The 17,615-nt window shown below is 40.4% G+C and carries 19 protein-coding genes; 7 read left to right on the top strand and 12 right to left on the bottom strand.

The genetic code is table 11. The features are described from left to right. Positions 1 to 63 precede the first annotated feature (63 nt). From nhaB to H5158_RS06080, 3 genes are all read left to right on the top strand, one after another. Positions 64 to 1,647, top strand: a complete 1,584-nt coding sequence (gene nhaB / locus H5158_RS06090; RefSeq protein ID WP_182718161.1) for a sodium/proton antiporter NhaB — start codon at positions 64 to 66, stop codon at positions 1,645 to 1,647. A gap of 164 nt (positions 1,648 to 1,811) precedes the next feature. Next, positions 1,812 to 2,324 (top strand): disulfide bond formation protein DsbB, encoded by a 513-nt coding sequence (gene dsbB, locus H5158_RS06085; RefSeq protein ID WP_182739673.1) that lies wholly within the window; start codon positions 1,812 to 1,814, stop codon positions 2,322 to 2,324. Beyond that, positions 2,324 to 2,626, top strand: a complete 303-nt coding sequence (locus tag H5158_RS06080; protein WP_182718163.1) for a DUF6170 family protein — start codon at positions 2,324 to 2,326, stop codon at positions 2,624 to 2,626. The genes dsbB and H5158_RS06080 overlap by 1 nt, the downstream gene beginning before the upstream one ends. Before the next feature lie 16 nt (positions 2,627 to 2,642). Here H5158_RS06080 and H5158_RS06075 read toward each other — a convergent pair whose 3' ends face one another. After that, a complete protein-coding gene (locus H5158_RS06075; protein ID WP_182718164.1) occupies positions 2,643 to 2,939 on the bottom strand; it encodes a ComEA family DNA-binding protein in 297 nt (98 codons plus the stop codon). A 261-nt stretch (positions 2,940 to 3,200) separates the two neighbouring features. On the opposite strand from H5158_RS06075, the gene H5158_RS06070 reads away from it, so the two are divergent. Next, the gene (locus H5158_RS06070; RefSeq protein ID WP_182718165.1) at positions 3,201 to 3,515 is read left to right on the top strand and encodes a YebG family protein; all 315 of its coding nucleotides are present in this window, start codon (positions 3,201 to 3,203) and stop codon (positions 3,513 to 3,515) included. Between the two features lie 70 nt (positions 3,516 to 3,585). Here H5158_RS06070 and putP read toward each other — a convergent pair whose 3' ends face one another. Beyond that, positions 3,586 to 5,097, bottom strand: coding sequence for a sodium/proline symporter PutP (gene putP, locus H5158_RS06065; protein ID WP_149981458.1), 1,512 nt, complete (start codon positions 5,095 to 5,097; stop codon positions 3,586 to 3,588). A 378-nt stretch (positions 5,098 to 5,475) separates the two neighbouring features. On the opposite strand from putP, the gene H5158_RS06060 reads away from it, so the two are divergent. Further along, on the top strand, positions 5,476 to 6,699 hold the full coding sequence (locus H5158_RS06060; protein WP_182718219.1) for an EAL and HDOD domain-containing protein: 1,224 nt from the start codon (positions 5,476 to 5,478) through the stop codon (positions 6,697 to 6,699). A gap of 67 nt (positions 6,700 to 6,766) precedes the next feature. Here H5158_RS06060 and H5158_RS06055 read toward each other — a convergent pair whose 3' ends face one another. The 10 genes from H5158_RS06055 to ccmA are packed head-to-tail and all read right to left on the bottom strand — an operon-like array spanning position 6,767 to position 14,530. Then, the gene (locus tag H5158_RS06055; RefSeq protein ID WP_182739672.1) at positions 6,767 to 7,498 is read right to left on the bottom strand and encodes a VacJ family lipoprotein; all 732 of its coding nucleotides are present in this window, start codon (positions 7,496 to 7,498) and stop codon (positions 6,767 to 6,769) included. A gap of 9 nt (positions 7,499 to 7,507) precedes the next feature. Continuing rightward, positions 7,508 to 8,806, bottom strand: coding sequence for a c-type cytochrome biogenesis protein CcmI (ccmI, locus tag H5158_RS06050; RefSeq protein ID WP_182718167.1), 1,299 nt, complete (start codon positions 8,804 to 8,806; stop codon positions 7,508 to 7,510). Then, entirely contained in the window at positions 8,807 to 9,268 is a 462-nt protein-coding gene (locus H5158_RS06045; protein ID WP_182739671.1) for a cytochrome c-type biogenesis protein, read from the bottom strand. Beyond that, on the bottom strand, positions 9,265 to 9,837 hold the full coding sequence (locus H5158_RS06040) for a DsbE family thiol:disulfide interchange protein (protein WP_182718169.1): 573 nt from the start codon (positions 9,835 to 9,837) through the stop codon (positions 9,265 to 9,267). The genes H5158_RS06045 and H5158_RS06040 overlap by 4 nt, the downstream gene beginning before the upstream one ends. Next, complete coding sequence (locus H5158_RS06035; RefSeq protein ID WP_182718170.1) at positions 9,834 to 11,801, bottom strand: heme lyase CcmF/NrfE family subunit; 1,968 nt, start codon at positions 11,799 to 11,801, stop codon at positions 9,834 to 9,836. Before H5158_RS06035 ends, H5158_RS06040 begins: the two co-directional genes overlap by 4 nt. Before the next feature lies 1 nt (position 11,802). Next, entirely contained in the window at positions 11,803 to 12,282 is a 480-nt protein-coding gene (gene ccmE, locus H5158_RS06030; protein ID WP_149981464.1) for a cytochrome c maturation protein CcmE, read from the bottom strand. After that, the gene (gene ccmD, locus H5158_RS06025) at positions 12,279 to 12,482 is read right to left on the bottom strand and encodes a heme exporter protein CcmD (RefSeq protein WP_182739670.1); all 204 of its coding nucleotides are present in this window, start codon (positions 12,480 to 12,482) and stop codon (positions 12,279 to 12,281) included. Before ccmD ends, ccmE begins: the two co-directional genes overlap by 4 nt. Before the next feature lie 2 nt (positions 12,483 to 12,484). Further along, a complete protein-coding gene (locus H5158_RS06020) occupies positions 12,485 to 13,222 on the bottom strand; it encodes a heme ABC transporter permease (protein ID WP_149981466.1) in 738 nt (245 codons plus the stop codon). A 1-nt stretch (position 13,223) separates the two neighbouring features. Further along, the gene (ccmB, locus tag H5158_RS06015; RefSeq protein ID WP_145239323.1) at positions 13,224 to 13,910 is read right to left on the bottom strand and encodes a heme exporter protein CcmB; all 687 of its coding nucleotides are present in this window, start codon (positions 13,908 to 13,910) and stop codon (positions 13,224 to 13,226) included. Next, the gene (gene ccmA, locus H5158_RS06010) at positions 13,910 to 14,530 is read right to left on the bottom strand and encodes a cytochrome c biogenesis heme-transporting ATPase CcmA (protein ID WP_182739669.1); all 621 of its coding nucleotides are present in this window, start codon (positions 14,528 to 14,530) and stop codon (positions 13,910 to 13,912) included. The genes ccmB and ccmA overlap by 1 nt, the downstream gene beginning before the upstream one ends. A gap of 102 nt (positions 14,531 to 14,632) precedes the next feature. On the opposite strand from ccmA, the gene H5158_RS23295 reads away from it, so the two are divergent. Together H5158_RS23295 and H5158_RS06000 are read left to right on the top strand one after the other, a co-directional pair. Next, entirely contained in the window at positions 14,633 to 17,302 is a 2,670-nt protein-coding gene (locus tag H5158_RS23295; protein ID WP_259399424.1) for a flagellar hook-length control protein FliK, read from the top strand. A 3-nt stretch (positions 17,303 to 17,305) separates the two neighbouring features. Continuing rightward, a complete protein-coding gene (locus H5158_RS06000; protein ID WP_145239329.1) occupies positions 17,306 to 17,614 on the top strand; it encodes an EscU/YscU/HrcU family type III secretion system export apparatus switch protein in 309 nt (102 codons plus the stop codon). Position 17,615: the final 1 nt, after the last annotated feature.

Here is a 17,615-nt window from a genome sequence, read left to right as displayed (position 1 = left end):
GCTAGACTGAATTAACTTAACCAACAACAGTTATACTTAAATGTACAATAATAAGGAACACCTATGCAACAGAGTGTTTTCAATGCAATTTTTAAGAATTTTTTAGGCTCTGCCCCACAGTGGTATAAATACACAATTATTGCTTTTTTAGCTATTAACCCTGTGTTATTTCATATCAATCCCTATATGGCTGGTTGGGCATTAGTTTTAGAGTTTATTTTTACTCTCGCGATGGCGCTGAAATGTTATCCACTGCAACCAGGTGGTTTACTTGCAATTGAAGCACTGTTTATAGGCATGACAACTGCCGGGCAAGTAGAGCATGAAATTGTTCAAAATGTAGATGTAATCTTACTGTTGATCTTTATGGTCGCAGGTATCTACTTTATGAAAGATTTATTACTCTATATTTTCACCCGCTTGGTGGTATCAGTTCGCAGCAAAACTGTACTTTCCTTAGCATTTACTATTTCTGCAGCATTTCTTTCTGCTTTTTTAGACGCACTTACAGTAATGGCGGTGGTCATAGCTGTCGCTATGGGCTTTTACAGTATTTACCATAAAGTCGCCTCAGGGAAAGACTCCACTAGTGAACATGACATTAACGATGATAACCAAGTACGCCCAGTTAATCGTCAGGAACTTGAAGAATTTCGAGCTTTTTTACGTAACTTATTAATGCATGCTTCGATTGGTACCGCGCTTGGTGGAGTCTGTACTATGGTGGGTGAACCACAAAATCTTATTATTGCAGAACGAGCAAGCTGGCAATTTGGGGAGTTTTTCTTGCGTATGTTGCCTGTTACTATGCCTGTATTCATCGCTGGTATTGTTACTACAATATTACTCGAAAAAACAAAAACCTTCGGTTATGGCGCAAAGTTACCAGAACCGATTCATCAAATACTTGCTGATCACGCAAAAGAGCTCGATAACAAACGCACTAAACGCGATAAAGTTAATCTGATGTTTCAGTCATTTATTGCTGTATGGTTGATCATTGCATTAGCTTTACACCTTGCCACGGTTGGCTTAATTGGCTTATCCGTGATTATTTTTGCAACTGCGTCCGCTGGTATAATCGAAGAACACCAACTAGGAAAAGCGTTTGAAGAAGCATTGCCGTTTACTGCACTGTTATGTGTATTTTTCTCAATCGTTGCAGTAATTATTGATCAACACTTATTTACTCCTGTAATAACTTGGGTACTGACATTTGAAGGGCAATTACAGTTAGTTATGTTTTTTGTCGCTAATGGCCTACTCTCGATGGTCAGTGATAATGTGTTTGTTGGCACTGTTTACATCAACGAAGTAGCGGCGGCTTTAAAAGCAGGACAAATTAGTCGCGACCAATTTGATTTATTAGCAGTAGCAATTAATACTGGTACTAACTTACCAAGTGTAGCCACACCGAATGGACAAGCTGCATTTTTATTCTTACTAACATCAACACTTGCTCCCGTATTACGTTTATCTTACGGGCGTATGGTTTATATGGCACTTCCCTATACCATTGTACTTACGGTTGTTGGTTTAAGCTCTACATATCTAGGGCTTAGTGAGGTAACTGATTTACTCTATCAATGGGGTTGGATTGAACACCACAGCGCAAGCTTACAAAGTATAGGAAGTTCAGGGCATTAAATATCCAAACTCTGGACAGTAAATCCCTTAACCCATATTTAGGTTAAAGAGTAAAAAACAAAGCTGCTTCGGCAGCTTTTTTATTGTTACAAATCATATTTATCCTTGCGCCTAGTTTAATGACTAAGTCATAATTCATCTACAAATTATAGATTGGATATTTTATGACTTGGTTAGCAAATTTAGCCCAACAGCGCAGTGCTTGGTTACTGCTCGCTTTTAGTGCTTTTATTTTTGAAGTAATCGCATTGTTTTTTCAATATCAAATGGGCTTAGAGCCATGCATTATGTGTATTTACCAACGTACTGCCATGCTGGGGTTATTAGCCGCAGGGTTACTCGGTGCAATTAAACCCACGAATGTAATATGCCGTCTAACAGCATTTTCTGCATGGGCAGTTGCCAGTATTTGGGGTTATTTAATTGCACGCGAACATATCGATATGCAAACTACCACCGATCCTTTTGCGTTTAGCTGTGAATTCGAACCTAATTTCCCATTACCATTGCACGAATGGATGCCACATTTTTTTGCTGCAACAGGTGACTGTGGCAACATCGATTGGCAATTTGCAGGGCTAAGTATGCCGGCGTGGATGGAGATCATTTTTGCCGCATTTACTCTGATACTAATGGCCGTTGTAGCAAGTCGTTTAATAATTAAAAAGTCGCTGTGATGATGGCATTATTTTCAAGTCAAGTAACGCAATTAAAATCGTTTAAAATACGTCAACGTCAGCAAATAATTGCGATTGCAGTGAGTATGTTAACTCCAATGCAAAAAATCAGTTTGCGTATTATAAAGCTGGTTTTATTGATCCCAGTATTTCTATCATTAGCGTATGTTGAAGGTTGGTTGTTACTTCCAGCTTTACTTCTGGCCGGGTTAAGCTACCCGTTGTTAACCACTCCAGTCGAAATTCAATTCTCTAAACGCTATTTAAGGCACGCTATTAAGCAATTTGAGCAGGGCGAATAATTCGCCCTGCTGATTTTTAGAATGTAACTTTGCCATCCAATTTAGCGACTAATTTTTCGCCAATACCTTTCACCTGCGCTAAATCTGCAACAGACTTAAACTTGCCTTGCTTGGTACGGAAATCAATTATCGCTTGCGCTTTTGATTTACCAATACCCGGCAGCTGAGTAAGCTGTTCGACTGTTGCTTGATTCACATTGACTAACTGAACTTTCTTCATACTTTCAGCAGTCTCTGTTTTAGTTACAGCTGCGCTACTAGGCAATGAAATAGCTAAGCCAAGCACTACCACTATTAAAGTTAAAAACTTCATGTTTCTCCTCCATGATATCCATACGTGGACTCAATTAATAGTTGATTTTAATGCCTTCACTTTTGGACTACCTCCAAATAAAGTCATACTAAAAAAGTGCGACTATTTAAATAAAGTAAAGTTGTACCTCTTTGTCAAATCCTAGTAGTAAAAAATAAAAATGTTCACTTGCAAAAAGACCAATAAACAATTACTGTACATAAAAACAGTAATCAATCAAGGTGAACTTGTTATTCACCAAGCAAATTGGCAGGAGAAATCATGGCTGTTGTTGTTAAATATGTTGTAGAGAGAAACGGAGTCGAGCGTATGACGTTTACTACTAAAAAAGAAGCTGACGCGTATGACAAAATGCTTGATATAGCAGAGTCGCTTGAGGTTATGCTTGAGAAAGTTGATGTGCCACTAAGCGAACAACAAATCGAATCGCTCGCACTTGAGATTGCTAAAAGTAAAGACGACTTTATGAATGTACTTAAAGGCGGCAAAGAGGCAATACAGAAAACACCTACGGCGAAAGTAAAAAAAGAAAATGTAGCGTCGATTAAAGCCAGCGCAGATAAAGAAGCAAGCTAAAAAATTACAAGTTAACTTACTAAAAAAGGGCAATTAATTGCCCTTTTTTAGTTATAAAAATTACTACCCGTTATAGCCCTCGTTCAACTTCATCAAATAATTCGGTGATCTCTTTATTTGGTGGCGCTGTTGATAAGCTCACTGTAATGATTGCAATTGTTGCAAGTATAAAGCCCGGTATAATTTCATAAATGATACTGCTGAGGCTCTCACCATTTATAGTGATTGGCGCGTATATCCAGATCAACACTGTCCCTGCACCCACAACCATGCCACTGATCGCACCTTGTAGATTCATTCGCTTCCAATACAAGCTAAGTAATACTAACGGGCCAAACGCAGCCCCAAAACCAGCCCATGCATTACTTACTAAATCTAAAATAGAACTATCGCGATCATAAGCCAAATAAATAGCAAATAATGCAACGAGTAGTACACTAATTCGCCCAACTAAAACCAGCTCGGTTTGTGATGCATCACGGTTTAAATAAATTTTATAGAAGTCTTCAGTCAAAGAGCTTGAACAAACCAATAACTGAGATGAAATAGTACTCATAATCGCAGCTAAAATAGCAGCAAGTAAAAAGCCGGCAATAAGTGGATGGAAAACCAATTCAGATAATACTAAGAATATAGTTTCTTTATCGTCAATCAGCATTTGATTTTCGATCATGTAAGCGGCACCAAATAGTCCAGTTAACACTGCACCAATCGCTGATAAAGTCATCCACGACATACCAATACGACGCATAGTTGGCATATCTTTCACTGACCGTACTGACATAAAACGTACTATGATATGCGGTTGACCAAAATAACCTAAGCCCCATGCCATTGCAGAAATAATAGCGATAGTTGAACCACCAGCAAACCAATCTAACATATTAAGCGAGTGGACTTCGCTCTCTTTCGGAGCGCTTAACAGCAAGTCATAGCTGGCATTAGCAAGTGTGTCTAACACTGGCTGGTCTAGCATCGTATAAGTAACAATAGGTACAGCAAGTAGCGAGACAAACATAATGCAACCTTGCACAAAGTCAGTCAAACTAACAGCTAAGAAACCACCAAACAATGTATAGAGTACGACGACTCCGGTTGTCACATAAAGCCCTGTTTCGTAACTCATCTGAAATGAGTTTTCGAATAATTTACCGCCAGCGACAACGCCTGAAGAAGTATAAAGTGTAAAGAAAACGATGATCACGATTGCCGAGATGACTCGTAATATATTTTTATTATCAGCAAAACGATTAGCAAAGTAATCTGGGATGGTAATCGAGTCATTCGCTTTTTCAGTATAGACACGTAGCCTTGGCGCGACTAAAAAGTAGTTTGCCCAAGCACCAAGTACTAAACCTATCGCAATCCAAACTTTACTTAAGCCAAATAGATACATAGCACCGGGTAAACCCATAAGTAGCCAACCACTCATGTCCGATGCACCTGCAGATAGTGCAGCTACAGCTGGTGATAAACTTCTGCCACCCAACATATAACCCGACACATCGGCGGTAGACTGCTTATAAGCGTACAAGCCAATACCTAGCATTACGATAAAATACGCAGCTAAAGAAATAATCATTCCAGTTTCCAAACTCGCCTCCAACTCTGAAGTTAAAACCTGGCTTTCAATCCTAATAATGACTCATAAATCAATACTATATAAAGTCATTATTGGTGTAAAAACCAACCTAGAACTTGACTATATCACGCAAAGGGTGAATAACTCCACTTACTGAGGTAGCCAAGTAATGATATAAGGTGGAGTTGTTTTTATCTGATGGTTAATTATTTAACTACAGAACATGGTAATTAATACTTAATTACCTTAGGATTAGATCGATGATGTATCAATTAATTAATACTATAGCATTGATATTCTAAATATAATTAATGCTATTTATGCTGTTTTATCTTATATTGCCCAAGTAATCGCTTAACTGATGTGGACCCGCTGTTTATGTATTTTTATGCTGCACGCCAACCAATTTTAGATCGAAACAAACAACTTGTAGGGTATGAGCTACTCTTTCGTGATGGCGTTGATAATGTATTCCCTGATATTGATGGTGACGAGGCAACCACTCGGCTAATTGAAGGTAGTCAATTCAATTTTGGTTTAGAAGATCTCACCGATAATAAACCAGCGTATATCAACTTTACGCTTGAAACATTACAAAAAGGCTACCCAACTCTGCTTGGTAAAGATCAGATTGTTGTAGAAATACTCGAAACAATTCAACCAGGGAAACGCTTGCTCGCGATCGTCAAAGACTTAAAACAAAAAGGTTATACGCTCGCGCTGGATGATTATATTCACCAGCCTGTATGGCGTCATTTTTATCCTTTTATTGATATTATTAAAATAGATTTTATCAATTGTGACGTTGACACTATCCACACCATAATCGAAGAAATTAAACCTTATCCGCATATAAAATTATTAGCAGAAAAGGTAGAAACCTACGAAAAGTATCAATTAGCATTAGATCTTGGCTTTACTTACTTTCAGGGGTTTTTCTTTTCCAAACCAGAAATGGTGCAAAGTAAAACCTTGCCGCCATCAGAGATAGCTCTTGCCGAGCTGCTTTATGAGACATCCACTGTTGAAGTCAATTTAAAGAAAATTACCGACGTATTTGAGCGAGATGTAAACCTCTCTTATAAATTATTACGTTATAGTAATTCAGCGGCATTTAAGCGCAGAGCTGAGATCAGCACCATCAAACAAGCACTAATTGTGCTAGGTGCAGCAGAAATTAAAAAGTTTTTATCCTTGTTGTTTGCAGCTCAAGTTGCTGGTGATAAACCCGCAGAGTTAATACGCTTATCGTTAACCAGAGCACGCTTTACTGAGTTGCTAGCTATAAACCATAATAAACTCAAAGATACGGGCATGGCTTTTTTAACCGGTATGATGTCATTAATGGATGCCATATTAGATGAAGATATGCAAAGCGTGATGAAAAAGCTACCATTATCCAACGACATAAAGTTAGCATTATTAGAGGATCAAGGTTTACTGGCACAATATCTGCGCTTAGTAAAATTATACGAACAAGCCAATTGGCAAGGTGCAAACGCGATTAAAGATGAGCTTGGTCTTGGCGCTGGTAAAGTGCCAGATGCGTATCATGATGCCGTTAACTGGGCTAATGAACAAATGAAAGTGCTGGCAGGATAATAAATAATACCGTAAATAACAATGCCAGCTTAGACGCTGGCATTTTTATTTAACCTGAAAATACACATTAAAGGCTTTCTAAAAAGTCTTCATCAAAATCGTCGGGCTCTTTTTCAACCGGTGGATTACCATCATACAACTCATATAACTGACGTTGAAAGTAAATGTCTTTCATAAAAATATACGGATCGAGTGACTCATTCAATAAGCTTTCTTGTGGTATTAAAGAAGCCCGAGCTTCTACAGCCTTTAACGCAAACACCAATACAGTTTGTGGCGTGGTTAAGGCAATTTTTGGTAACACATAGCCATCAACCACTGCACCCGTTAGGTTACGCGCTGTTGACGGTCCCATTCCCGGTAGCATTAAATAAGTACCGTCGCCTATTCCCCATACCCCCAGAGTTTGACCAAAGTCTTCATCGACAATATTCAAACCAAGCGATGTCGCAACATCAAATAAGCCAAAAATACCCACAGTTGAATTAACTAAAAACCGCGCTAAGCTCACGCCTGCGTTACCCGCTTTACCTTGTAGCGTGGCATTAACTACATCAGTTGGTGCACTAATGTTGCCAGTAAAATTGACGATACTACGGCGCACCGGTGTTGGTGTTACGGCCACATACCCTACCGCAACAGGGCGCAGAACATAAGCATCAAGTACATCCATATTAAAATCATACATTGGACGGTTAAATGATTGTAGTGGATCTCGCTCATCTATTTTTTCGTCAGGCACTTGCGCGCATCCTGCTAGCACCAATAGCCCAAACAAAACTAAACTCTGTCTTAACATCTTTTATCCTTAAGGTATTAATTCATTGATAAGTAAATCGTAAGCCTTGGTTTGGCTACGTTCTAACACATCTGAACGCCCTTCCAACTCACCCGTTGAAGGCATTACTGATGCATCCTTTGAAATGCGTGCAGTTAAAATAATTTTATCAACGCTTGAAAGCGTTAACCCTGCGACCATAGCATTACTATCACTTAACTGTACTTCAATTGGAAAACTATAATCTGTTAATTTTACCACTGCGAGCGGCATTGGCGGACCATTGGCAGCTTTTGCAAATACGAATAAGGTACCTTGGATTGGAAGCTTGTCCGCAAGCTGTGGCGCAAGATTAACGGTAACTTTGATAGCACTCATTTTAGCTGCGTTATTATCCTCGCCACTGCCCTGCTCAGCTTGTGGTTGCAACGCAGGTGCTAGTTGTGTGTTTTCAGCTGTAATATTTTGTTCAATTTCAGTAATTCGCTGAGCAATCATGTCATAGCGAGTATCTTGCTCATCCATACTCTTTAAAAGCACTTCGAATGCTGCTTTTGCTTGCAACCAATCATGACGCTCATAAGCAATTAACGCTAACAATGAAATAGCATCAAGGTTAGTTGGATCGTCTTTGAGCACTTTAGAGAGCATACCCGCAGCGCGCGTCATATTTACATCACTGCCTTCAAGTAATAGTACTTGGCTGTAACTGATCAGCACAGGCATGTTGTCAGGATCCATGCGTAGCACTTTATCAAATGACTGTTGCGCCATGTCGTATTCATTCAATGACATTGCAACACGACCGAGTAGCATCCAAGCCACTTGATCATCACCACTTTGCGCAAGTTTAGTGCGTAGCCCTAACGCAAACGCTTGTAATTCATTTTGGGTTAAAGGTTCGCCTTGTTGCATCACGGCTCGTTCACCATAAGCTGCTAAATTATCCATGGCGCTGTGCCAGTTCTGCAACTGTTGTTGTGAACCAGTTGCGGTATAAAATACAGCGGTAAAAGCGATTAAAAATGCACTGCCTGTTAATGCAAAAATACGGTTATTGCCTCTGCTCATCAGTGATTTTTCAGGCGATAACTCATTTAGTAAACGACGTTTGAGCTCAATCACAGACTCATCATGGTTAACTTGATCAATACGTTGATTTGCTAAATCATTCGCCAGCTCGCCAAGGCGCTGATGGTAGATGGCAATAAGCTCTGAATTAGCATTGTAAGTGAGACTTTGTACCCGCTCTTTACTCAAAAACGGTAATGCCACAAACGCCACAGCTAATAAGGTTAATAATGCAAAAGAAACCCACATTAGTATCATTTAAATCTGCTCCTGACGTTCATTTTTCGCAATGAGCTTGGCTAATAACGCCTCATCTTGCTCACTCCATGTTTGCTTAACCGCAGCCTTACGTTGACGAAAAATAATAAAGCCAAAGCCAAATACCACAATCAAAATAGGTAATACCCATAACACTAATGTTGCTGGCGTTACTGGCGGATCGTAGTGAACAAAATAGCCATAGCGGTCAATCATATATTCAATCACATCATCTTTCGATTTGCCTTCTTTGACTAACGCCAATACTTTTTCGCGCAAATCTTTCGCAACCACAGCATCTGAATCTGCGATATTTTGATTTTGACATTTAGGGCAACGTAATTCTTTAGTTAACTCAGTAAAGCGTTGCGCTTGTTCGTTGTTATCAAATTGGTAACGATCTTGCTCTGCCATAGCTATGCCACTGGCTAGTATCATTAAAGCAATTAAAAAATATTTCATGGCTGTAATTCCTGCATCAAGGGAGCAAATTTAGCACGCCAAACTCGTGGGTTTATATCGCCAGTATGGTGCAATAAAATGGTGCCTTTGCTATCCACTAAAAATGTTTCAGGTGCACCTGACACACCTAAATCAAGCGAAAGAGTACGGTGTAAGTCAAGAATATTAAACTGATACGGATCACCGGCACGACTTAACATTGACGTCACTTCTTCACGTAGCGCTGGCATATCAAATTCACCATCAAAGTCAGCATCATAACTTTGTACATAGTAAAGCCCGATAATTTTAACGCCTTGCTCTCGCAATTGGGTTAAATAATCTAATTCAGCTAAACAGGTAGGACACCAAGTGCCCCATACATTGAGTAGATATACATCGCCTTTTAATTGGCTATCTTGCCAACGCTTTGAATCCTGCATTAAATCAGGTAAATCAAAGGCTGGCATTGGCTGACCTAACCGACCGGTTTGAATTTCTCTTGGGTTTGAAAACAAACCTTGAAATAAAAACACGCACACTAAAACAAATGCCAGCAGAGGTATCAGCGCTAACAACTTGCGGTTCATACCAGTTTCTCCTGTGACTTATCGGTTTTTTTCTTGCTAGTACGGTAACGTTTGTCACCTAAAATCATAAAACCGGCAAGTGAGATCAATACACCACCAATCCACATCCAACGTACAAATGGCTTGTGATAGATGCGCAATGACCAACCGCCGTTATTTAATTGCTCACCCAGAGCAAGGTATAAATCACGGGTAAAGCCAGCATCAATTGCAGCCTCAGTCATAAATTGCATACCAATATCGTAACGGCGCTTTTCAGCATGCAGTACAGTGACTAGTTTATCATTTTTCAGGACGCTCACTTCTCCAGCATGACCACTGTAGTTTGCACCACGAATAGTGTATACCCCTTCAAAACGATACTGATATTGATTTAACTGTACGATTTCGCCCGGCTTCATCGAAACATCACGTTCAACCGAATACGCCGAAGTTAAAGTGACACCTGCGATAACAAAGGCAATACCAACATGCCCTAGTACCATAGCCCAATAACTAAGTCCTAACCTTTTAAGACCTTGGCTAAAGTTAGTTTGCACAGTAGCTTTAACATATAAATCAACACCGGTGGTGATCACAATCCATATCGCAAGCGTGGTCGCCAATAAAGTTAAAGGCGCTACGCTGGCATAACTTGAATATAACCAAGCAGCACTGATCACTATGCTCATTAACGCTGACACAAGGAGTTTATTTTGTAAAAAAGACCACTTATTTTGCTTCCAACGTAACAGAGGGCCAATGCCCATTAAGATGGCAAACGGCACTAAAATAATGGCAAACATTTTATTAAAGAATGGTTCGCCAATTGAAATACTGCCTAAGCCCATTTCTTTATGAACCATAGGTAGTAAAGTACCCAGTAACACAATAAATGTAGCAACCACTAAAAATATATTATTGAGCCATAACGCCACTTCACGTGATACCAGTTTGTAACGACCTTCGCTGCGTACTTGCGATACCCTAAATGCATATAACGTTAACGCACCACCAACCACTATCGCTAAAAACGCTAAGATAAATAAGCCACGATCAGGATCGGTAGCAAACGCATGCACTGACACAATAATGCCAGAGCGAACAATAAAGGTGCCCAGTAAACTCAATGAAAATGCAGCAATCGCAAGTAATACGGTCCATGATTTAAATACACCGCGTTTTTCGGTTGCCGATAATGAGTGCAATAATGCAGTAGCTACTAACCAAGGCATAAGCGATGCGTTTTCAACGGGATCCCAAAACCACCAGCCACCCCAGCCAAGCTCGGAATATGCCCACCAGCTTCCAATAGTAATACCTAGTGTTAAAAATCCCCACGCAGTCATTGTCCAAGGACGTGACCACTTAGCCCACGTATTATCAAGTTTACCTGTTAATAACGCTGCAATTGCGAATGCAAAAGAAACCGATAGACCAACATAACCCATATATAATAAAGGTGGATGGATGATCATCCCTGGATCTTGTAATAGCGGATTAAGGTCGCGCCCTTCGACAGGAAAATACGGCAGTAATAATTCAAATGGATTTGACATCCACAGGGTGTAAAGCATAAAGCCAACACCTAAAAAGCCTAACACACCTAATACACGAGCACGCAGTATCCAAGGCAGTGAATTAGAGCGCAGTGCTACTACTGCTGTCCAACCGGCTTGCATTACTAGCCACAATAAAATAGCACCTTCGTGCCCACCCCAGGTTGAAGTGATTTTATAATACCAAGGCAAGGTACTGCTAGAATGATAAGCCACGTACGCGACGGTAAAATCATCGGTTAAACTGGCATAAATTAAGGCAGCGAATGACACTAATACAAATACAAATTGGCCAACAGCTAATGAAGGAGCTGCACGCATTAACCGTAAATTACCAGTATGTGCGCCCCATAGAGGAAAAATACACAATAAAACACTCAGCACCATGGCCAGTGTTAGGGAAAAATAACCGAGTTCTGGGATCATCTTAATTGCCACTTTCTAAGTTATATTTAGGTTTTTCGTGTTTGATCCCCTTCACCGCTTCCGCAACTTCAGCAGGCATGTATTCTTCATCATGCTTAGCCAATACTTCAAACGCTTCTATTACATTAGGTTCAATCAACACACCTTGAGCAACAATCCCTTGCCCCTCGCGAAATAAGTCAGGCAAAATACCTTGGTATTTGATCGTTACTAAAGGGCCTGTATCAATCAAGGTAAAGCTTACTTGTAGGCTGGTTTCATCTCGAATCACTGATCCTGGGACCACCATACCGCCAATACGCAACTTTTGACCAATGTGCGGCTTTTCTTTATTCGGGCCTTTACCTTCAATTAACTCACTTGGAGTATAAAATAAGTTAATATTTTCTTGCAGCGCATACAATACTAAACCGATGGCGGCACCAATACCGAATACAATAGCGACGACGCCAAGCAAACGTTTCTTACGTCTTGGGTTCATGCTTGATTCTCCTGTTGAGCGTGTTTAATGCGAGCCTCTCGTTCAGCTTGTTGCTGCACAGAAGCCATAATGCGCTTAGTATCATTAAAAGAGCTTACTAAAATACCTAATAAAATCAGTGCACATGAACCAAAAGAAAGCCACACATAAAAGCCGTAACCGCCCATGGCAATAAAATCAGAAAAAGAATCAAACTGCATAACTAGCCCCTATTTAACAACTGACGCACCCAAGGGCGATGCTTTTCACGTTGTAAAATTTCATTTTTAAGACGCATCAAAGTCACCATGCCAACAAAACCAGCAAATGCGACTATATTTACCATTAATGGCCAAAACATACTTGAATCAATGGCTTTCGTATCAAACTTGGTAATAGTGGCACCTTGATGCAAGGTGTTCCACCACTCAACCGAAAAGTGGATAATGGGTAGGTTAATTACCCCCACAATAGCTAAAATAGATGCAGCTCGACCTGCTGCTTTTTTATCTTCAAAGGCATGATATAAAGACAATACCCCCAAATATAGAAATAATAGAATGAGCTCAGACGTAAGTCGTGCATCCCATACCCACCACGCACCCCACATAGGTTTACCCCAAGCGGCACCAGTAATAAGTGCAATTGCAGTTACACATGCGCCAACAGGTGCGATGGCAATCACCGCCAACTCGGCATTACGAAGTTGCCATACCAAAGCGATCACTGCCGCAATAGCCATTGATGAATAAGCCCCCATCGACAAAATAGCTGACGGTACATGAATGAAAATAATGCGATAACTGTCTTTTTGTTGATAGTCAGCTGGTGCATAGGCTAACCCCCAGACCCAACCAATAATCATAAAGACAACCGTTATCACGGCAAAATAGGGCAGTAACGTATTGCATAATTGATATGCACGATCTGCTTTAGCGTAGGGATGTAACCACTTCCACATATTAACTTACACTCACTTTCAATGCTGACGATATGGCAATTGGTGCGCTGATAATTGCAATGACAAGCATCGCACCAAGGATGGCAAGCTGACCACTATAATCCAGCGACATTGTGCTGGTATCGATAGCAGACGTTGCAAAAATTAATACGGGGATATATAAAGGCAAGACCAATAAACTCATCAAAATGCCGCCTTTTTGTAATCCCACTGTAAGCCCAGCGCCAATAGCGCCGATAAAACTAAGTAATGGCGTACCCAATAGCAAGGTAAGCACAGTTGCAATCAATGCTTGATTGTCTAAATTTAATAACAAGGCGAACAGCGGCGTCATCAACACCAACGGCAAGCCTGTAATAATCCAATGGGCAACGACTTTGCCAAGCACCGTTAACGGTAACGGGTACGATGAAGCAATCAATTGCTCTAAACTACCATCATGATAGTCATCACGAAATAGTTTATCTAAGCCTAACATGGTTGAAAGTAGCGCAGCGACCCAAATAATACCGGGTGCCATACGGCTAAGTAGACCGGGCTCAGGACCAATTGCTAACGGAAATAATGTAATAACAATTAAGAAGAACAAAATGGGGTTTACGATTTCAGCACGCTGGCGAAATGCCAGCTGTAAATCTTTTTTACAAACGGCACTAAATAGCTGCCAATATGAATGCTGGCGTAACATCAGTGTCGGTACTCCAGAGTAACGGTTTGCAACTCATTAAAGTGGGTCGTTAAGTCTTGGTGGGTGGTTAATAAAATCGCCCCACCTTGTGCTAGGTGAGCTAAAAAGCGTTGCTGCAAAAATGCGATACCGGCTTTATCTAAGGCTGTAAATGGCTCATCCAGCACCCATAACTTCGCATCATTAAGCCAAAGTCTGATCAACGCAACACGACGTTGTTGACCAGCAGATAGAGTACGCACAGGTACATCTTCAAGACCAACTAAGCCAATTTTAGCTAATAATGAGTAAAGATCTTGCTCAGTGTCGTAACCTTGAATCTGTAACCAAAATCGCAGATTTTCAATCGCACTAAGTTGGCTATTCACCCCTGTTTTATGGCCGATAAATAACAATTGCCGGGCAAATTCATCATAATTTTTAGCAATTGATGCACCTTGCCACATAACTTGTCCTTCATCGGGCGCAGAAAAACCCGCAATTATACGCAGCAAGGATGTTTTACCAGCCCCATTTGGGCCTGCTAATTGCATGATTTGGCCTGATTTCAAGCTGAAATTAAGATCCGCAAACAAACAACGTTCTTGCTTGATGCAGGTGACGGACTTAATGTGTAACAAGATGATGATTCTCTATACCCAAAATTAGGCGTTAGTCTAGCATAATGATAGGGTAATACGAATAATGCTTTGCACCGATTAACAAAAACTTGATTTAAAATAATGAACAAACCTACACAGATAACATTAGCGAATTCGCTTCCTGTCAGTCATTCGTCGCACAATGGCGTTGCACAGCAATTACCTGTTTTCAGCGAGCAAACACTCAGCGCTAAAAACATCGTGTTCGCCAAAGGCTCTGTGCAGATGGAAGTCTATGTTGATAAGCATTGGCAAACATTACGTTTAGCTGCAACTGGCACTGAAACAAACACTCAAAAAATTGCCAGTGCCGATATTCAACTCAGTAATGATGGTAAACAACTCACTATTTTACCAAAGCAAGCTGAGATCAGCTTGCGTCAAACAAACCAACTGCAAAGTGTTTTAAATTTAATTAACAGTGGTGTTCAGGTCGAGAATAAACCTTTGTCGTTGCAAATTATTTTACAGCCTGCTGCAAAATTACTGTTAAATCAGTTACACGCCAGTATTCCTATCAATAAAGAAGTCGCCCAACTACTGCACAGTGAGCAAGATCTAAAAGCAATAATTACCCCGAACCGCAATAATTTTACCTTAAGTGTTGTTAATCGCTTTGCTGATACACTCCACCAGCAGCCAATCAGCCAAGCAAAACTTGCTCTTTGGCTCAGTAAACTGGTACCGAATGGGCAGCTACAGCTAGATAAAAATACCGCAGTACTGAGCTTTAATAATTATAATGGCAATATTAAGCTCGCACTGCAGCAACCGTTAAATAATCACAGCACACACTCAACTCAGCCTGGTGGGGTAATTCAAAAAGTACAATTAAATGCGCTTAATGAACAATTAATAATAAAAACGCAGCTACCAAAAATAGCTCTGCAGTTAAAAAATTCATTAGCCCATACTTTTAATTCATTGCTACAAAAAAGCCATGTAGCTGGTCAGTTTAATACGCAAACAAGTGTCGCACCTAGCAGCCTCTTATTGGTCAGCAGCAGCCCAATAAGCTCGTGGTTGCAAGACAGTTTTGCTGACTTAAAAACCCGGATCAGTGACGCTGTACGCTATTTTGAAAGCAAACCATTTAGTCAAGTCAGCAATAAATCAGCTGTAGCACAACAATCACTAACACCAACAGATCAAACTGCACAAACCTTACTACCCAAATCACTCAGGCAAATAAACCTTGTGGCAATGGCGACAAGCAACACCCAACCATTACTGACAGATATTAGCCAAGGTACCGCGCTGCCAAAGCATTATCATCAATCGCCTCCCCTGGTACAGTTATTTCAGCGATTAAAAGCCGGTTTAGCAAGTATTACAGAGCCTAATGCGGTTAAAAATAACAGTACTACTGCGGCGCCACTGAGCAAAGATACCGATAACTACAAACAATTAAATAAACTAGCTGCCGCGATTCAATCCAGCGAGCAAACTACAGTAGCGCAAAATAAAACACCGCAGGTTACTGTTAATCCAAAACAAGCAGCATCTGATATTAATGCTCAACCTGCTCAGCTAAACAAAGAACCTATCGCTAAAGCGCTAGCACACAGTCCCGAACAAGTTCTACCCAGCAAAACCAATAGTACAACTGTCAATGTCAGTGATAATAGCGCTGTCGCCAAAACAGTTATAGCCGATGCTCAGCAAAAATTAAAAACAACTCCACCTTTTGCTGCAGGAGTAGATACCAAAGTAGCATCTCTAACAGCACAGCTAAACAACGACAATCTAAAAGCAAGTACTCACTTACATATAGAAGCACTATTAAAAGGACCGATAACCAGCGCTTTGCCAGCCAGCCAGATTAGCTTGCCACTTGAAGCCAAATTATTGGCACCACTTTTAAAAACGCCTATCGAAAAGCCGCTACCTAATTTTAAATCAGCAGCAAACTACGATAAACAGCATATCGCTTCACAAATTAATAAACTAGCAGCGACCAAAGTAAGTAATAATGTCGATTTAAATCGGCTAGTTAATCAAGCTTTTAGCCGCATGATTGACAGCCAATCGTTGCAACCGTTAACCATTCAACGAGAAATACTCAGTGTTTTGCGTCCAGAAAGCTTAACCACTAGTGCCCTGCAAAATAGTTTTAGCCAATCTATTGAGCATTTGGCAGTGGCGATTTTAGCGGCTCCAAGCTTAGCAAATATCAGTGCGTTGAATTTTAACAGTCAAAGCTCACTTGATGCTTTATTACAAATATTAGTGCCTAACTTTAAAGCAACTAACCCACAGAAACTGCAAGAACAATTACTACAGCCACAATCACAAGCCTTAGCGGCTGAGCTGAGCCAAATAAAAACTGCAATTAGCCAAATTAACAGCACCCCCATCAATCAGCAGCCTGATAATAATCCGTTAGTACAATTTTTACTGCCGATGCGACTGCCACCGGAAACCGCACAAACAGAAATTTCATTAGGACAATATAAAAAACCAAGCCAAAATAAACTCGAAGCTAAAAATGTTTGGTTTGTGCGACTTAATTTTGATTACGCTGAGCTTGGCCAATTACAGATCACCGCTGAATTAATGGATAAAGCACTCGATTGTCAATTACTTGCCTCAAGCCAAGATATCACCGCAATGGCTCATCCGCACCTTGAGAGTTTGCGTCATAAATTAACAGCTCATGGCCTACAAGTTGGTGAAATGAAGCTAAGCCAAGGTGCGCCGCAACACCAAGCTTTTTATCAATCCCATGCCATTATTAATATTAAGGTTTAAGCCATGAGTGAGATACCAAAACATAAGTCTGCAATTGGTTTAGTTTACGAAGCCGGTCGTACTCCTACAGTCAGTAGTAAAGGGTTTGGTGAGCTCGCAGAAGAGATCATTAAAGCTGCAGAAGAAAAAGGAATTTTGATCCACAAAGATGAAGCATTGGCTAAAACGTTATCGCATTTAGAGCTTGGCGAAGAGATCCCAAGAGAACTGTATTATGTGATTGCCGAACTGATTGCTTTTTCATATGTACTGCGGGGTAAATTCCCACCAGGCTGGCAAGACTTTCAAGGCAAGTTAAATATTCAGGCGTAAA

Origin of the sequence: Pseudoalteromonas sp. SR45-6 (assembly GCF_014163545.1) — a bacterium.
GTDB lineage: Bacteria > Pseudomonadota > Gammaproteobacteria > Enterobacterales > Alteromonadaceae > Pseudoalteromonas > Pseudoalteromonas rhizosphaerae.
This window is presented reverse-complemented; position numbering and strand designations above follow the sequence as displayed.